Here is a 17,912-nt window from a genome sequence, read left to right as displayed (position 1 = left end):
AAGACGCACTTAAACAAAAGGAGCATGTATTTCTATGAATGTAAATGCTTTTCGGGAACAGTTAAAACAGAAAGGAATTGAGCTGTCTGATCACCAGATGGCTCAATTTGAAACATATTATCAATTATTGGTCGAGTGGAACGAAAAAATGAATTTAACAGCAATAACGGAAAAAGAAGAAGTTTACGTGAAGCATTTTTATGATTCCATTTCGGCGGCATTTTATTTTGACTTTACAAAGGATATTCATTTATGCGATGTAGGTGCTGGGGCAGGGTTTCCGAGTATTCCGCTAAAAATTTGTTTTCCTAACATTCATGTGACAATCGTGGATTCATTAAAAAAAAGGATTACTTTCTTAAACCATTTAGCAGCAAACCTGGGATTGGAAGGGGTATCATTCCATCATAACAGGGCGGAAATTTTTGGACAGGATGAACAGTTTCGCCACCGCTATGATGTCGTGTTAGCACGTGCTGTGGCAAGAATGTCTGTGTTAAGTGAATTATGTTTACCTTTAGCCCGTACAAATGGTGTATTTATTGCAATGAAAGGGTCAAATGCTGCAGAAGAAATGAAGGATGCTGATGCTGCTATTGAATTGCTTGGCGGAAAACTGGACAAGATTGAAACATTCCAATTACCAGAAGACAATGGGGAGAGAAATATTGTCATTCTAAATAAAAGAAGAAAAACACCAAAGAAATTCCCGCGTAAGCCAGGGGTTCCTAATAAAACACCGCTATCTTAAAATTTTGTCTAAAAATATTGTTATGAAAAGTAAATATTACGAATATTTTACTATCTTATTTCAATTTGTTTATGATAAAATAAGAATAGAGATTATAAGTGCATGTTCCACGTGAAACATTTTGGAATATGGATCGGCTTCTTTGACTTGCTTTCATGAATAAAGCAAGTTTTTCTGACGGAGATGGTTAGCTTCAAGTGCCAGCTGCTAATCGGGCGCTTTTCTGATATCATTTGTTACTATTATTCGGTTAAGTTTTATGAAGGTGGTGTTTGTTTATGTTACACCCATTTGGTCGGTTATTTGGTATGGGAGATAAAGTAGACGATATAGAGAATTTGGAAGAGGATGTAACCGTTGATCATGATGAGGTAGTTTTTCTTCCAATATCGAGTATTCAGGCAAATCAATATCAGCCAAGGTCAATTTTTGATGATGAAAAAATAAAAGAATTAGCCCAGACATTACAGACACATGGGTTGATTCAGCCAATAGTCGTCAGGCCTGTAGAAAATACGGAAGATCAATATGAAATTATTGCAGGTGAGCGGCGCTGGCGGGCAGCAACGAGTTTAAACTGGGAAACAATCCCGGCGATTATCAGGGAAATGTCAGATAAAGAGACGGCATCTGTTGCATTAATAGAGAATTTGCAGCGTGAAGAGTTGACCGTAATAGAAGAAGCGAAAGCCTATTTAAAATTGATAGAATTGCATCAGTTAACACAGGAAGCTCTTGCTCAAAGGCTTGGAAAGAGTCAGTCAACGATCGCAAACAAGATGCGCTTATTGAAGCTGCCGGAGGAAGTGCATCAGGCAATATTAGAAAAGAAGATAACGGAAAGACATGCGAGAGCACTTATACTTTTAAAAGACGAAGAGCAGCAGTTAAAAGTCTTAGAGAATATTATTGAAAGAGATTTAAATGTTAAGCAGACAGAGTCATATATAGAGAAGTTAATGACTGATAATAAGCCGAAGAAGAAACCTAGATTAAAAGGAATTAATAAAGATATGAGAATTGCTATGAATACAATCAGGCAATCTCTGAATATGGTTTCTGAAACGGGGATTGATCTGGAGACAGATGAACAGGACCTTGATGATTATTATCAGATTACGATAAAAATTCCAAAGAAGAAATAAACAATATTCACTCATCTGGAACATAAAGGTGGGTGAATTTTTATATTAACTAAAAGGAAGCTTAGCAGGTATTCTCGATTGGACGGCCATCATTCGACAGGATGTGTGCGAATATACTAATAAATGAAAAAATAAATATAAATTTTTAATGTTTTAAGAAAAAATAAAAATAGTAGTGTTATAATAGAGTAGAAAATTTGAAAAGTTGCAAGAGGTAGGTGACGTCATGGGAAAAGTCATTGCGATAGCGAATCAAAAAGGTGGCGTAGGAAAAACTACTTCATCTGTCAATTTAAGTGCATGTCTGGCACATTTAGACAAGAAAATACTCCTCGTGGACATAGATCCGCAAGGAAATTCGACAAGCGGATTAGGGGTAAATAAGGCAGATGTTGATTCATGTGTTTACAATATATTAGTAGATGATATAGATGTATCTGAAGTACTGGTACAAACTAAGATGAATAATTTAGATATCATTCCTGCAACGATCCAGTTAGCAGGTGCTGAAATCGAGTTAGTTTCCACCATATCACGTGAGATACGTTTAAAGAAAGCAATCGATAGTTTAAGAGATCAGTATGATTATGTAATTATTGATTGCCCACCATCATTAGGGCTGTTAACTATTAATGCATTAACCGCAGCTGACTCGGTATTAATACCAGTCCAATGTGAGTATTACGCATTAGAGGGATTAAGCCAGCTGCTAAATACCATCAGGTTAGTCCAAAAACACTTAAATCAGGATCTGGCGATTGAAGGAGTACTTTTAACAATGCTTGATGCCAGAACAAATCTCGGTATTCAGGTAATTGAAGAGGTGAAGAAATACTTCCAAAGTAAAGTTTACCAGTCCATTGTACCGAGAAATGTAAGGCTGGGTGAAGCACCAAGTCACGGACAGCCGATTATCACATATGATCCACGATCAAAAGGAGCAGAGGTATACTTAGATTTAGCAAAGGAAGTGATTGCTAATGGCTAAAGGGTTAGGGAAAGGTTTAGATGCGTTTTTTTCTGAAATGGATGAGAAGTCAGAAGAGTTGATTGAAGAAATTTCTTTAGCGAAATGTCGCCCTAATCCTTATCAACCTCGTAAGGTATTCGAAGCGGACGCTATTGAAGAGTTAAAGGAATCGATCCTGCAGCATGGGGTGCTTCAGCCTGTTATTGTTAGAAAAAGTGTACGGGGCTACGAAATTGTTGTAGGAGAACGAAGGTACAGAGCTGCTAAAGAGGCAAATTTAAAAACAATACCTGCTATTGTAAAGAAGTTAACAGATGATCAAATGATGGAATTTGCTCTGCTGGAAAATATTCAGAGAGAAGATTTAACTCCTATTGAGGAAGCAAATGCATATGACCGTCTGATTAATGAACTAGGGATTACTCAGGATACATTAGCACAAAGGTTAGGAAAAAGCAGGTCACATATCGCTAACCTAATCCGTCTTTTGAGCCTGCCTGAAGAAGTTATTGCAAAAATAAATCATGGCACTATATCCATGGGGCATGGCCGAGCATTGCTAGGACTTAAGGATAAAGAAAAAGTAATTCCTTTAGCAAATAAAATTTCTGCAGAAAAGTTAAATGTAAGACAAGTAGAAGCATTGATTCAATCACTGAATGAACAAAAGAAGAAAAAGGCAGAAAAGAAAGTAAAGAAGGATATATTCCTTGAAGAGAAAGAAAATCACTTGAAAGATTACTTTGGCACAAATGTAAAAATAAACCGTGGTAAACGAAAAGGTAAAATTGAAATTGAATTTTTCTCAGAGGACGATTTGAATCGTATCCTTGATAAAATGGAAAGTTAAATGAAATGACAAAAGTCTGATCATGCTGTGTAAAGGTGATCAGGCTTCTTCATGTTGTGAGCAGAGGATTGGAGTTGACAGAATGGCATTATTCGGCACTCTAGTTAATGGTGCATTCATTGTAGCAGGGACTTGTATTGGTTTAATTTTCACCAACATACCTGAACGGATAAAACAGACCGCATTGCAGGGGATTGGATTAGTTGTCGCATTAATCGGTCTGCAAATGGCGATTCAGGCAGAAAACATTATTATGATATTGCTAAGTATATTAATTGGGTCAATGATCGGTACAGCGATGCAGCTGGAGAATCAGTTAAACCGATTCGGGCAGAAATTGGAGAGTAAAGTATCAAAAGAGAGTAAAGGAAATGTGACGGAAGGTTTTGTGACAGCTACCCTGATTTTTGTTATTGGTGCGATGGCGATTATTGGAGCACTGGATGGCGGGTTAAGAGGGGACCATGAAGTATTAATTACAAAAGCTTTTTTAGATGGCTTTATGGCAATGGTGTTAGCATCAACTCTTGGATATGGTGTGATCTTTTCAGTGATCCCAGTTGTCCTTTATCAGGGAACTATCGCTTTATTAGCTGTACAAATAAATAAATGGATACCTGATCAGTATCTCGAATTATTTATATCAGAAATGACGGCACTTGGTGGTTTGCTGATTTTGGCGATTGGTTTAAATATACTGAATTTGACGAAGATTAAGATAGGGGATTTCTTACCAGCTGTCATTTTATTTATTATATTTTTCTTCGGATACCACATGCTTGTATAACTTTTAGATAGAATCATTTACATTTCCTCATAGCTAAAGCACTTGAAGCATACTTTTATACTAAGTATGTTGGATTGATGGGGGAGTAGCTATGTGGAGAGCTGGTTTTAAATGGATGTTCTTAATTATCGGAACAATGATTGGTGCTGGTTATGCATCCGGGAGAGAATTGTGGCAATTTTTCGGAAATGAAAGTGGACTAGCTATTCTGCTGTTTATGCTTCTGTTTATAGCGGGTGTCTATATTATTATGTATATTTGCTATTCGTACAAGACCACCAGTTACTTAACAGTATTGGAAATATTAATAGGGAAAAAAACAGCGAAATATTATGATGTACTCATCTTTTTTTATTTAGTATCCACCACTGTCGTCATGATAGCAGGGAGTGGAGCAACGTTTGAGGCATTCTTAATTCCTTCATGGATCGGTATAATTTTTATTGTTTGTATTATGATCATTGTATTCATTCGAGGTATTCAGGGTGTGATCACATTAAATTTATGGATTTTACCTGTGCTCATTATTGGTCTGTTATCTGTGTTAATAATGTACTCGATTGATGAAGATTTATCATATATTATTGATTGGGATCATCAGCATAACTGGTATGCTGCTTTTACATTTACTGCACTGAATATCTTATCGATACTAGCAGTACTCGGGGCAGTAGGGGAGAAGATGAAAACAAAAGGTGAAATATGGATTGCAAGCATTGGAAGCGGCCTTATTTTAGGAATTATTTCGTATATTTACAATAACAGTTTGATCCAGATTTCAGAGATTATTATTTTATATGAAATTCCATTGTTCGCTATTTTGAAAAACTATCCTGCTTATACTTATATAGTGATGTCGATCTTGTTATGGTCTGCAATTTTCACAACAGCAGTGTCCGGATTATTAGGAATTGTAACAAGACTTCGTACACTTATTACAATGGAGTTATGGAAAATAGCAACAATTACTTTAATTGTTTTGCTTCCGTTAACCCAGATAGGTTTCTCCACTTTAATTGCCTGGATTTATCCGATATACGGAATTGTTAACCTGGTTTTATTAGCAGCAATATTACTTTTTCCATTGAGCAAAAAAATAATTCCAAAAGATACGTTATGATTTTCCAGTTTTCTATATTATAATAGAAATTAGAATCAATATAGCAAGAAGGTGACTGAATGGAACGGAAAGAGTTTCAATTAAATGATATTGTAGAGATGAAAAAAGCCCATCCATGTGGGGAAAACCGTTGGAAAATTATCCGGATGGGGATGGATATCCGGATAAAATGTGAAGGCTGTGGTCATAGTGTGATGCTGCCACGGCGGAGATTTGAACAGAAGATGAAAAAGGTATTGCAACGTGCGGAATAAAAAATGTTTCACGTGGAACATTTTTGCAGTTTCTCCTTCAAAGTAGAGGAGAGTGGGTTTAAATACTGCAGAAAAACCCTGAGATTGCAGATAGTTATATAAGAAAACAGCTATTTTTTAAACTTGTCAATCATTACAAGTAAAACTATAATTGGTATGACCGAAACGTTCATATGGACGGTAATCCTTAAGGAGTGAAAGTTTAATGGCATTGACAGCAGGAATCGTTGGTTTGCCTAACGTGGGTAAATCAACTTTGTTTAACGCAATAACACAAGCTGGAGCAGAATCAGCAAATTATCCATTCTGTACAATTGATCCCAATGTAGGGATTGTAGAAGTCCCTGATACAAGATTACAGAAGTTAACAGAATTAGTAAAACCGAAAAAAACAATTCCAACTGCATTTGAGTTTACCGATATTGCAGGGATTGTAAAAGGTGCGAGTAAGGGCGAAGGATTAGGAAATCAGTTTCTTTCCCATATTCGTCAGGTTGATGCAATATGTCATGTTGTCCGCTGTTTCCAGGATGAAAATATTACACACGTCAGCGGGAAGGTAGACCCGATTTCTGATATTGAAACAATTAACCTTGAATTGATTTTAGCAGATTTAGAAACGGTGTCTAAGAGACTTCAACGGGTGGAAAAACTGGCGAAGCAAAAAGATAAAGAGGCATTAGCGGAATTTGACGTATTATCAAAATTAAAAGATGCGTTCGAAGAGGAAAAACCTGCAAGAGCTGTAGAATTTAATGAGGAACAGCAGAAGCTTGTGAAAGGTCTTCACCTGTTAACAAGTAAATCTGTCCTTTATGTAGCAAACGTAGGAGAAGATGAGTTACTAGATGCGGACAGCAATGAGAATGTACAAGTTGTAAAAGACTTCGCTGAGAAGGACGAGGCAAAAGTAATTGTAGTTAGTGCAAAAGTAGAATCAGAAATAGCTGAACTTGATGGCGAGGAAAAGGAAGAGTTTTTACAAGAGTTAGGTATTCCTGAATCTGGCTTAGATCAGTTAATAAAAGCAACCTATCAATTACTTGGTCTTGCAACGTACTTTACGGCTGGTGAGCAGGAAGTTCGCGCATGGACATTTAAAAAAGGAATCAAAGCACCACAGGCTGCCGGTATTATTCACAGTGACTTTGAAAAAGGTTTCATTCGTGCAGAAACAGTTTCCTATGATGATTTAGTAGAAGCTGGATCAATGCAAGTGGCAAAAGAAAAAGGAAAAGTAAGATTGGAAGGTAAAGAGTATTTGGTGAAAGATGGAGATGTCATGCATTTCCGCTTTAACGTATAGTCTGGATCACCTGCAGGCATATTTATTTTAAATTATATTTGCATTGGTATGCAGTATTTGGTATAATATCTTATTGTGAGTAATGACATATATTACTCCTTGCTCTATTGCTAATAAATAGAGCCGCTAAGACCAAAAGGAGGTGCAAAACGGATGAATAAATATGAAATCATGTACATCATCCGCCCGAATATCGAAGAGGAGGCTCAAACTGCTTTAATTGAGCGTTTTAATGGAATCCTTACAGATAATGGTGCGGAAATCGAGAAAGTTGAAGAAGTAGGTAAGAAACGTCTTGCTTATGAAATCAATGATCATCGTGATGGTTACTACGTAGTTATCAACTTAAAAGGTGATGAAGCAGCAATTAACGAATTCAATCGTCAAGCGAAGTTCTCTGATGATATCATTCGCTACATGGCAGTTCGTGAAGACGATCAATAATAAGGAGTGGTTCTGATGTTGAATCGTGTCGTACTTGTCGGCAGGTTAACGAAAGACCCAGACTTACGTTATACACCAAGTGGAGTAGCTGTGGCTAACTTTACCATCGCAGTTAATCGCCCCTTCTCTAATCAGCAGGGACAGCGTGAAGCCGACTTTATTAACTGTGTTGTTTGGAGAAGGCCAGCAGAAAACCTAGCCAATTTTATGAGCAAAGGCGGATTAATTGGTGTGGATGGTCGTGTTCAGACACGAAGCTATGATGATCCTGATGGAAAACGTGTTTTTGTAACAGAAATTGTTGCCGATTCTGTACAGTTCCTTGAATCAAAAGGCGGTTCACAAGGAGGACAATCTGGAGGCCAGGGATCCCAAGGTTATAATCAAAACCAGGGACAGAATCAACCTAATCAATATAATCAAAATAACAACAATCAAAATAATTCAAATAATCAGGGAAATAACGGTGGTGACAATCCATTCCAGGATAGTGGAGAACCGATCGATATTTCTGATGATGATTTACCATTCTAATTTCAAACATCAAAGGAGGTTATGAACAATGGCAGCTCGTCGTGGACGCGCTAAGCGTCGTAAAGTGTGTTATTTCACAGCGAACGGTATTACACACATTGACTATAAAGATGTTGAACTTTTAAGACGTTTTGTTTCTGAACGTGGGAAAATCCTTCCTCGTCGTGTAACAGGAACTTCTGCAAAATATCAACGTAAATTGACAAGAGCTATTAAACGCGCTCGTCAAATGGCTTTATTACCATACGTAAGTGAATAATACTTCGAAAGAGACACTATAGGATTTCTCCTGTAGTGTCTTTTTTTTGTTTTGTTAGAGATATAGTTTCCATTCATAAGGCAGCTATTGCCTGTTATTCTGATCCAGATCAATTGATTATTTACTTGCTGACCGAACATTACCTTATCTAATTGTTCGGTTTTGGTTTCAATAATTTTAATAATGTAAACGGAAACCATATATTTTAAATTGAAAACCGAATAATAGGTAATAAAATCTTGACAAAAACCCTCATTCTGCTATGATAGAAAAAACTAAAAGATACATTATATGATTAAATTTTTTGTTAATTCAAACAATTTATCATCGCACCTGCTATTATAATGATGTTATAATAGAGAATGAATGAAATGGACAGTTGATAGAAAGTGAAATATTTCACGTATCATCATACAGCGATAAAAATATTGGAGGGACAATCATGGCATTTAAAGTATTAATAAGTGATCCATTAAGTGAAGATGGAATCCAACCATTAAGAGAAGCAAATGATATTGAAGTGGATGTACAAACAAATTTATCACCAGATGAGCTGGCAGAGAAGATCGGCGATTATGATGCACTTCTTGTCCGCAGTCAGACGAAAGTAACAAGAGATATTATCAGCCAGGCGAAGAAATTGAAAATCATTGGCCGTGCTGGTGTTGGGGTAGATAATATTGATTTAAGTGCAGCAACAGAATTTGGAATCATTGTAGTGAATGCACCTGATGGAAATACTAATTCAGCAGCTGAACATACTGTTGCGATGTTAATGTCTTTAGCACGTAAGATTCCTCAGGCATATGCTGCATTGAAAAATGGTAAGTGGGATCGTAAAACACACGTAGGTGTGGAGTTGAAAGGTAAAACATTAGGTGTAATTGGTATGGGAAGAATTGGTGCGGAAGTGGCAGCACGTGCAAAAGGACAGCGCATGAACGTAATTGCCTATGATCCGTTCTTAACAAAAGAAAGAGCAGATAAATTAGGCATCGATTTTGGCTCAGTAGAAGACGTTATTACAGTTGCTGATTTTATTACAGTACATACACCTCTTATTAAGGAAACGAAACATATGATTAATAAGGATGCTTTTGCCAAAATGAAAGATGGCGTAAGAATCATTAACTGTGCACGTGGCGGAATTATTGATGAAGATGCATTGTATGAGGCGATCAAATCAGGCAAGGTTGCAGGCGCAGCACTGGATGTATTTGAAGAAGAACCAGCAACTGACCACCGTCTGTTGGAATTACCTGAAGTAATTGCCACACCACACTTAGGTGCGAGTACAGTAGAGGCACAGGAAAATGTGGCAATAGATGTAAGTCATGATGTTGTCCGCTACCTGACAGAAGGTGTAGCACGTAATCCGGTTAACTTACCTTCTGTACCAAAAGAAGTACTGAACAAAATTGAACCATATTTCCATTTATCAGAAAAGCTTGGAACATTTCTCACTTACTTCACAAGTGGTGTAGTGGAAGAGATCAATATCTCTTATTCAGGAGAATTAACAGAGCTGGAAGTTGCACCATTAACACGTAACACGATTAAAGGGCTGTTAAAACGCCACCTTGGTGACCATGTCAATGATGTGAATGCATCTTATTTAGCGGAAAAACGAGGCATTCAGGTAAATGAAAATAAATCTTCATCGCCTAAAGGATTTACAAATTTACTAAAAGTAGAAGTGAAAACAAAAGATGTTACCCGTTCTATTGCAGGTACTTTACTAAATGGCTTAGGACCTCGCATTGTTCAGGTTGATGCATACAGTGTCGATGTTGTGCCGGAAGGTAACCTCGTTGTTATTAAGCACAATGACCGTCCAGGTGTTATCGGAAAAGTCGGAAGCATGTTTGCCGAAAAAGGTATCAATATTGGTGCAATGCAAGTAGGCCGTTCTGATGTGGGCGGGGAAGCAATTATGATCCTGTCTGTTGATAAATATTTAGAAGATGCTGAAATAGAGGCATTAAAACAAATCGATGAAATAGAAAAATTAACAGCAATGGAGCTTTAATCTAACTAACCTTATTTATTATTATAATTAACACACAAAACGCTCAGATTTCTGAGCGTTTTGAATTATCATATCTAATTCCTCTTCAATTATTGTACTTAATTAACGGACTAATACCTGTCCCGATGGCAGTACCAATAAGAGCAGATACGGAATAGATACCAATTGCCATTCCATCCCACCGGCCAATTCCAAAAATACTGTATAGAAAGAGACCGGAAAATATGACAATGAGAGCTGCAGAGACAATATACAAAACCACTCGTTTTATAAACTTTGCTAATAAACAAATGAATGTGGCAACAAAAAAACAAACTAAAATTATTGGCAGCCAACCCTCCAAATATAGTGCATGCAAGCCATCCACCTCCGATACTTATTTTAATGCGGATCTCCCAATTGCTCCTCATTTTACTTGCTTTAGAACTTGAACATTTCCTGTTGATCAGTTCCATCCAGTTATTTGAGTTAGCCTTTTTCCTCTAATATATACTTTAACATAATATCCCAAATAACTTTAAGGCAGTCAAAAAAACAGGAGTACAAAATGCTCATTGTTTTGTACTCCTGTTTAGTATTTTCTCTCCCTTTACTGACAACATCAGCATGAAATGGAGCTCTCTTTATTGGATAATATCAAATAACTCTTCTAAATGTTTGATTTCATAGGTTGGCTTTACATCTGTAGGAGTTTTATTCTCACGATTGATCCAGACGCTTTTAATTCCTGCCCTGTTAGCACCTAATATATCTGTCATTAAGTTATCACCAACCATGATTGCATCATCTTTATCTGCTTTTGCTGTTTCAAGAACATGTTCAAAAATGCTCGGATCAGGTTTCCCTTTACCAAAGTCGCCGGAAATAATGATATAATCAAAATAAGGTCTTAGTTCAGGTGTGATCGTTAATTTTGTGTTTTGCAGATCAGGAGATCCATTTGTTAACATAATTAACTGATAGTTTCCCTGCAATTTTTTTAATACGTCAAATGTTTCCTCATAAACGAAAGGATTCTTTTTACGGTTTTCCGGAAACTGTTCAGCTAAATAAGCACCATATTCAGCATCATCTATCCCAACCTGCTTCAAACCGTTTGTCCAGGCATCTTTTCGATAGGTTGGTACAATCTCTGCCATCTTTTTAAAATATGTATGATCATCAAGGAAATTTCCCCAAAGACCTTCAAATGGATTGATTCCGATCATCTGGGTAAATTCATATGTTTCATAGCTTTGGTATAATTCTCTGGCCTGCTCTCTTACGGCAGCTTCCAGTTCCTCCTGATCGACCCCATACTTATCTGCTGCCAGCTGGCAAGTCGCTGCAAAGGCTTCTTTCACACTTCTTTTATCCCATAACAACGTGTCATCAAGGTCAAAAATAATCGTTTTTACCATATTCATTCCTCCTCCTGTCATTTCTCTACCGTTCTTATTATAATAGAAAGATGGGTAATTCGCATAGGATTAAATAAAGAGGTTCTGATAGCATGAAAGGGATACTTCGTTTATAATGCTAAGATATATGGGTTCATTTTAGGGGGACAGGTAATGAAAGAAAATTCGATAAATAAAAACTACTTCTTCTATATAATAATGTATATCATGTTATTATTAATTTGTGGACTGATTCCGTTAATGCAAATGATCTTGATCTTCCTGCTGCCGATACCAGTCGTGCTGTTAGTGTTACAGTATAACCGGAATTTATTATCCCTCTCAATCGGTGTTATCATTATTTTCAGTATCATTGTTTTTCCCGTTTTATCGATACCGAATAGTATGATTGCCGTCTTAAGCGGGCTATTGATAGGTTTTTCCATGAAAAAACAGCAGCATCCATACGAAACCTGGTCTAAAGGGACAATGGGTTATTTACTTGGTTTAGTTGGTGTATATGTATTTATAGAGGCAGCATTGGGAATTTCCATTAAAGATTCATTTACAAATGCAATGGATGACTCCATTCAAATGACAGAGCAAATTATTCAGATGATTGGAATACCTCAATTATCTGCGGATGATCTGAATTTAATCAGGGAGCAAATGTTAGCATTCCTGCAGCTGCTTCCAGTCGTAATGGTTGCCATATCGATGGTGCTTGCGATAATCACCCAATGGCTTTGTTACAAATGGGTGAATAAAACAAATGAAGAAAAGCTCTCTTTTCCGCCATTTCGAGAGTTCCAGCTGCCCAAACTGATATTATGGATCTATTTTCTGACATTGATCTTTTCTCTCTTTAGTGCGGAAAACGGGATTAGCCAGATGATATTAGTGAATGTATCAAATTTAGCGGGAATTTTATTGATTTTACAAGGTTTGTCATTCATTTTTCATTACAGTTATGTGAAGAATAAATCGAAGGCACTCCCTGTTATGAGTATTATCATCGTCATATTTTTTCCGGTGATGGGGCTTTATTTGGCTCGAATCTTAGGTATAATTGATTTAGGATTCGAATTGAAAAAGAGAGTTTCTGAGTAAGATACGTATGCTTTAGTTAGGAGCTGAAAGAAATGCCGTTAGAATTCTTCAAGAAACCTAAAATAGGCAGACATATTATAGGCATTTATCTATTATCCTTTATTCTGTTAGTCATATTATTTTACTATCATTGGATCTTAGGTATTGTAATGAGTGTTTTTTATACTATTTCGTTATATTACAGTATAAAGAAAGAAGAACAATTAGTTAATCAGACAGAGGCATATATCTCTACTATATCTTACAGGGTAAAAAAGGTAGGAGAGGAAGCTCTGCTGGAAATGCCTTTCGGGATTGTCCTCTACGGAGAAGAAAATCAGATTGAGTGGGCGAATCCGTATATGAATCAGTTTTCCGAAGAAGAAACACTGGTAGGGGAAGATCTGGAGATATTATCAGATGAGATTATACCTCAAATGAAAGATACTAATAAAGAGAGCTTCTGGCTGCATATCAATAACTCTGACTACCAGGTTTATAACAAAAGGGACGACCGGCTGTTATACTTCTTTGATCGCACCAGACAAACAGAATTACAGCAGCTTTATCATCAGGAAAGGACCGTGCTTGGTATTATCTTCCTCGACAATTATGAGGAGATTACACAGAATATGGATGATACAGCAAAGAGCCAGATAAATTCCCAGGTAACTTCACACTTGAATAACTGGTCGAATGAGAATGGGATTTATTTAAAAAGGATTTCACAGGAACGCTTTCTGGCAGTATTTAATCAACAGATCCTGGAACAACTGGAGAAATCCAAGTTCGAAATACTCGATAATGTAAGGGAGCTGATCACAGACAGTAGTGTTCCGCTTACCCTAAGTATCGGGATTGGACTGGGCAGTGAAACATTGCCATCATTAGGTGAGCTAACTCAATCAAGTCTTGACCTGGCATTAGGCCGGGGTGGTGACCAGGTTGTTGTGAAAGATGAACAATCAGGGAAAGTCCGTTTTTACGGCGGAAAAACAAATCCGATGGAGAAGCGGACAAGAGTAAGAGCACGGGTTATTTCCCATGCATTGAAAGAGTTAGTAAAAGAAAGCGATCAGGTGCTCATTATGGGGCACAGGGCGCCAGATATGGATTCTGTTGGTGCATCAATCGGCGTATTGAAGATTGCTTTGGCTAATGATGTGGAAGGTTTTGTCGTTCTTGATGAAAATGATATTGATACAGGTGTCCAGCGGCTGGTTGATGAAATTAAAGAAGATGACGAACTATGGTCACATTTCATTGACCCTGAATCCGCACTGGATATTGTAACAAAGGATACACTGCTTGTTGTGGTAGATACACATAAGCCTTCCATTACCATTGAAGAAAAGCTTGTTAATAAAACAGAGCGTGTCGTTGTGATCGATCATCACAGAAGAGGAGAAGAATTTATTGAGGATCCTACACTTGTTTATATGGAACCATATGCCTCTTCGACTGCAGAGCTTGTAACAGAGCTGCTGGAATATCAGCCGAATAAATTAAAGCTGAATATGCTTGAGTCAACAGCACTGCTTGCAGGAATTATTGTTGATACAAAGAGTTTCACATTAAGAACAGGTTCGAGAACGTTTGATGCAGCTTCCTATTTGCGCTCACGAGGAGCAGATACCGTTCTTGTACAGAAGTTCCTCAAAGAGGACCTTGATATTTATGTGAAACGGAGCCGTTTAATCGAGAATACGAACATCTATCGCGGAAATCTTGCTATTTCTGTTGGAAATTACAGAGAAACTTATGGACCTGTCGTCATCGCACAAGCTGCAGACACTTTATTAACTATGACAGGGATCGAAGCTTCATTTGTTATTTCTGAGCGGCAGGATGGAAGAATTGGTATAAGTGCCCGCTCACTTGGCAAAGTCAATGTTCAGGTAATTATGGAAAAAATGAACGGCGGCGGTCATTTAACGAATGCTGCCACACAACTTGACGATATGTCTGTTATTGATGTATATGAGTGGCTAAAAGAGATAATTGATGAGTATTACGAAGGAGGAGATCAGGAATGAAAGTAATCTTAACACAAGACGTTAAAGGAAAAGGGAAAAAAGGTGAGGTAAAAAACGTATCTGACGGATATGCAAGAAATTTCCTTTTCAAAAATAACATGGCAGTTGAAGCAAATCAGGCAAATATGAGTGCATTAAAAGCACAGAAAAACAAACAGGCAAAACAGGAAGAAGAAATAGTGAATGAGGCAAAACAGTTAAAAGAAAAGCTGGAAAAACTGGAAGTAAAGCTTACTGCCAAATCAGGTGATGGGGGACGATTATTCGGCTCCATTACAAGTAAACAGATTGCAGAAGAGTTAAAAAAATCCCATAATATAAAAATGGACAAGCGTAAAATTGAATTAGACCAGCCAATCCGTTCTCTAGGATATACAAATGTACCAGTAAAACTTCATCCCGAAGTCTCAGGAACAATAAAAGTACACGTTGTAGAAGCATAAAAATGAAGCTGGGATAAAATATTTTATTAGCACAATAATCCGAACTATTGTCGTCAAATAGTTCGGATTATTCTTCTTGAATGAGATGTTCTACCATCGCTCCGCAAAGACACTCGCTTTCACCCAAGGGCATAAGTGCGACATCTACTCAAGTAAAAATCGCTTTTGTAGTGTCTTCTTTACTGCGGGCAAGGCTTCGTTACACCGTCATCATTTGGTTTTGAGTAAATTGATTTAATTTAGTACACGCATCATTTTTTTTACGTCAAAAAATTACCATAGCTTTTCTTTGCAGAAATTTATATAATAGTATTCTTATAGATATATATCCTGAGAGGTGAAATAAATGAGTGATGCATTACAAGGCCGGACACCACCACAGAATATGGAAGCAGAACAAGCAGTATTAGGTGCGATTTTTTTAGAGCCTGATGCGCTCTCAACTGCTTCCGAAATTTTGCTGCCCGAAGATTTCTACAGGGCAAGCCACCAGATCATTTTCCGTGTAATGATGACATTAGCGGACAAAGGTGAACCGATCGATATTGTAACAGTAACGACCAGTTTGTCGAATAATAAACAACTGGACGATGTCGGCGGTGTTTCTTATTTAAGTGATTTAGCAAATGCAGTGCCGACAGCCGCAAACATTGTTTACTATTGCAGGATTGTTGAAGAGAAATCCATTCTGCGCAGGTTGATCAGGACGGCAACAGATATTGTAACAGACAGTTTTGACAAAGAAGATGAAGTAGAAGAAGTATTGAACGAATCGGAACGCCGTATTCTGGAAGTTTCGAACCGGAAAAATTCTTCAGCTTTTAAAAATATAAAAGATGTATTAATAGATGTGTATGATAATATAGATCAATTGCATAAAAATAAAGGGGAAGTTACTGGAATTGCGACAGGCTTCCGCGATTTGGACCGGATTACATCAGGGTTCCAGCGTAATGACTTAATTATCGTTGCAGCAAGACCATCTGTTGGTAAGACCGCCTTCGCACTTAATATAGCTCAAAATGTAGCGATCCGGACAGATGAAAATGTAGCGATATTCAGTCTTGAAATGGGGGCAGATCAGTTAGTTTCACGTATGCTTTGTGCGGAGGGAAATATTGATGCCCAAAGATTAAGAACAGGTGCATTAGAAGAGGAAGATTGGCGTAAACTATCTCTTGCGATGGGAAGTTTGTCAAATGCAGGGATTTTTATCGATGATACACCAGGTATCCGGGTTAGTGAAATCCGTTCGAAATGCCGAAGATTGAAACAGGAGCACGGACTTGGCATGATCTTAATTGATTATCTGCAGCTTATTCAGGGTAGTATTAATTCAAAAGAGAACCGTCAGCAGGAGGTTTCTGAAATTTCCCGTTCATTAAAAGGACTGGCAAGGGAATTAAACGTTCCTCTTATTGCCCTGTCTCAGTTATCCCGTGGTGTGGAATCAAGACAGGATAAACGACCGATGATGTCCGATTTACGTGAATCGGGAAGTATTGAGCAGGATGCAGATATTGTTGGATTTTTATACAGAGATGATTATTATGACAAAGAATCTGAGAAACAGAACATTATAGAAATCATTCTGGCAAAACAGCGGAACGGTCCTGTTGGTACAGTAGAGCTTGCCTTTGTAAAGGAATATAATAAGTTTGTTGATTTGGAGCACAGATACCAGGACAGTGATATACCACCAGCATAAGACCAGTATAGTTTTCTATACATGGTCTTATTTTTTTATGAACATTAACTGGGAACTTTGTAATATGCGTTAATAGAAAAGCGGGGGCATTTCTCGTGTCATATTTTTCTAAATTGCATTAATCGGTCCGTTCCTTTCTAAAAATGTTAATTGTTTTGCCATATAGTGTGGGGAGTAGGTCATTCCGGTTTGTACCCAGTATTTGATTAATCCAATACTTGCGGCTGCTACATAATGGACAACAATATCTCTTGGGACTTTAGCGTTATTTTCATTTGGAGCCAGCTGGGCTAAAGTATCGGCTACAAAATGCTGGATACTGATAGTCATTTGATTCTGAAATAAAGTAATGCCATTTTCACCTAGCATGGTTTTAAAAAAAGATTGGTGGTCGTACACGAACTGAAAAAGTTGTAAGTAAACACTGTTAGTTTCATCTTTGTGTGTGACTAATTCTTCCCGTTTATTAGGTGCTACTGCTTCAATAAAATCTTTTAACATAGTATCGATTGTTTGTTCTAGCAAATCATATTTATCATGGTAATGCTGATAAAATGTGACCCTATTTATTTCTGCCTTTTCTGCAAGATTTCTCACTGTAATTGCCTCAAATCCCTTAACCTCAATTAATTCAATTAATGCCTCCTTTAAAAATTTCCGTGTTTTTTTCACTCTTGGATCTACCTTTTTCATTACAATTACCCCCAAATTGTTAATTATTACAGATAAAAATTACATTAATTTCGAATGTGTTGTTTTTACTACAAAATGCTATCAATCATCTATTGTACGGCCTTTATGGTCTATT

At 37.2% G+C, this 17,912-nt stretch carries 19 protein-coding genes; 16 read left to right on the top strand and 3 right to left on the bottom strand.

The annotated features are described in order from the left end of the window. Positions 1-34 precede the first annotated feature (34 nt). The 12 genes from rsmG (at position 35) to serA (ending at position 10,449) form a co-directional block, all read left to right on the top strand. Positions 35-751 (top strand): 16S rRNA (guanine(527)-N(7))-methyltransferase RsmG, encoded by a 717-nt coding sequence (gene rsmG, locus BMW36_RS16710; protein ID WP_089743231.1) that lies wholly within the window; start codon positions 35-37, stop codon positions 749-751. 278 nt (positions 752-1,029) lie between these two features. After that, a complete protein-coding gene (noc, locus tag BMW36_RS16705) occupies positions 1,030-1,896 on the top strand; it encodes a nucleoid occlusion protein (protein WP_089743229.1) in 867 nt (288 codons plus the stop codon). A gap of 226 nt (positions 1,897-2,122) precedes the next feature. Next, positions 2,123-2,884 (top strand): ParA family protein, encoded by a 762-nt coding sequence (locus tag BMW36_RS16700; protein ID WP_089743227.1) that lies wholly within the window; start codon positions 2,123-2,125, stop codon positions 2,882-2,884. Beyond that, entirely contained in the window at positions 2,877-3,716 is an 840-nt protein-coding gene (locus tag BMW36_RS16695; protein ID WP_089743225.1) for a ParB/RepB/Spo0J family partition protein, read from the top strand. Before BMW36_RS16700 ends, BMW36_RS16695 begins: the two co-directional genes overlap by 8 nt. A gap of 82 nt (positions 3,717-3,798) precedes the next feature. Beyond that, positions 3,799-4,503, top strand: a complete 705-nt coding sequence (locus tag BMW36_RS16690) for a DUF554 domain-containing protein (RefSeq protein WP_089743223.1) — start codon at positions 3,799-3,801, stop codon at positions 4,501-4,503. 91 nt (positions 4,504-4,594) lie between these two features. Next, a complete protein-coding gene (locus tag BMW36_RS16685) occupies positions 4,595-5,623 on the top strand; it encodes a YkvI family membrane protein (protein ID WP_089743221.1) in 1,029 nt (342 codons plus the stop codon). Between the two features lie 59 nt (positions 5,624-5,682). Then, positions 5,683-5,877, top strand: coding sequence for a DUF951 domain-containing protein (locus BMW36_RS16680; protein ID WP_089743219.1), 195 nt, complete (start codon positions 5,683-5,685; stop codon positions 5,875-5,877). A gap of 205 nt (positions 5,878-6,082) precedes the next feature. After that, entirely contained in the window at positions 6,083-7,183 is a 1,101-nt protein-coding gene (ychF, locus tag BMW36_RS16675) for a redox-regulated ATPase YchF (protein ID WP_089743217.1), read from the top strand. A gap of 153 nt (positions 7,184-7,336) precedes the next feature. Continuing rightward, positions 7,337-7,627 (top strand): 30S ribosomal protein S6, encoded by a 291-nt coding sequence (gene rpsF / locus BMW36_RS16670; RefSeq protein ID WP_089743215.1) that lies wholly within the window; start codon positions 7,337-7,339, stop codon positions 7,625-7,627. 15 nt (positions 7,628-7,642) lie between these two features. Continuing rightward, positions 7,643-8,161: a single-stranded DNA-binding protein gene (gene ssb / locus BMW36_RS16665; RefSeq protein ID WP_089743212.1), complete on the top strand. Its 519-nt coding sequence runs from the start codon at positions 7,643-7,645 to the stop codon at positions 8,159-8,161. Positions 8,162-8,189: 28 nt separating this feature from the next. Continuing rightward, positions 8,190-8,420 (top strand): 30S ribosomal protein S18, encoded by a 231-nt coding sequence (gene rpsR, locus BMW36_RS16660; protein ID WP_054788569.1) that lies wholly within the window; start codon positions 8,190-8,192, stop codon positions 8,418-8,420. A 442-nt stretch (positions 8,421-8,862) separates the two neighbouring features. Beyond that, positions 8,863-10,449, top strand: coding sequence for a phosphoglycerate dehydrogenase (gene serA, locus BMW36_RS16655; protein ID WP_089743210.1), 1,587 nt, complete (start codon positions 8,863-8,865; stop codon positions 10,447-10,449). A gap of 85 nt (positions 10,450-10,534) precedes the next feature. Here the strand turns inward: serA and BMW36_RS16650 are convergent, their stop codons facing one another. Then, positions 10,535-10,807, bottom strand: coding sequence for a YesK family protein (locus BMW36_RS16650; protein ID WP_175480508.1), 273 nt, complete (start codon positions 10,805-10,807; stop codon positions 10,535-10,537). 265 nt (positions 10,808-11,072) lie between these two features. Then, positions 11,073-11,849, bottom strand: coding sequence for an HAD family hydrolase (locus BMW36_RS16645; protein ID WP_089743206.1), 777 nt, complete (start codon positions 11,847-11,849; stop codon positions 11,073-11,075). A 153-nt stretch (positions 11,850-12,002) separates the two neighbouring features. Here BMW36_RS16645 and BMW36_RS16640 point away from each other — a divergent pair, with 153 nt between their 5' ends. The 4 genes from BMW36_RS16640 (at position 12,003) to dnaB (ending at position 17,104) form a co-directional block, all read left to right on the top strand. Continuing rightward, a complete protein-coding gene (locus BMW36_RS16640) occupies positions 12,003-12,938 on the top strand; it encodes a YybS family protein (RefSeq protein WP_089743204.1) in 936 nt (311 codons plus the stop codon). A 32-nt stretch (positions 12,939-12,970) separates the two neighbouring features. Beyond that, complete coding sequence (locus tag BMW36_RS16635) at positions 12,971-14,953, top strand: DHH family phosphoesterase (protein ID WP_089743202.1); 1,983 nt, start codon at positions 12,971-12,973, stop codon at positions 14,951-14,953. Continuing rightward, positions 14,950-15,396 carry a 50S ribosomal protein L9 gene (gene rplI, locus BMW36_RS16630; RefSeq protein ID WP_089743199.1) on the top strand — a complete coding sequence of 149 codons (447 nt, stop codon included), beginning with the start codon at positions 14,950-14,952 and terminating at the stop codon, positions 15,394-15,396. Before BMW36_RS16635 ends, rplI begins: the two co-directional genes overlap by 4 nt. 346 nt (positions 15,397-15,742) lie before the next feature. Next, on the top strand, positions 15,743-17,104 hold the full coding sequence (dnaB, locus tag BMW36_RS16625; RefSeq protein ID WP_089743197.1) for a replicative DNA helicase: 1,362 nt from the start codon (positions 15,743-15,745) through the stop codon (positions 17,102-17,104). Between the two features lie 108 nt (positions 17,105-17,212). On the opposite strand, the gene BMW36_RS16620 is transcribed toward dnaB, so the two are convergent. Next, complete coding sequence (locus tag BMW36_RS16620) at positions 17,213-17,797, bottom strand: TetR/AcrR family transcriptional regulator (RefSeq protein WP_089743195.1); 585 nt, start codon at positions 17,795-17,797, stop codon at positions 17,213-17,215. Positions 17,798-17,912 lie beyond the last annotated feature (115 nt).

The organism is Gracilibacillus ureilyticus, from assembly GCF_900111195.1.
GTDB classification, from domain to species: Bacteria; Bacillota; Bacilli; order Bacillales; family Amphibacillaceae; genus Gracilibacillus; species Gracilibacillus ureilyticus.
This window is presented reverse-complemented; position numbering and strand designations above follow the sequence as displayed.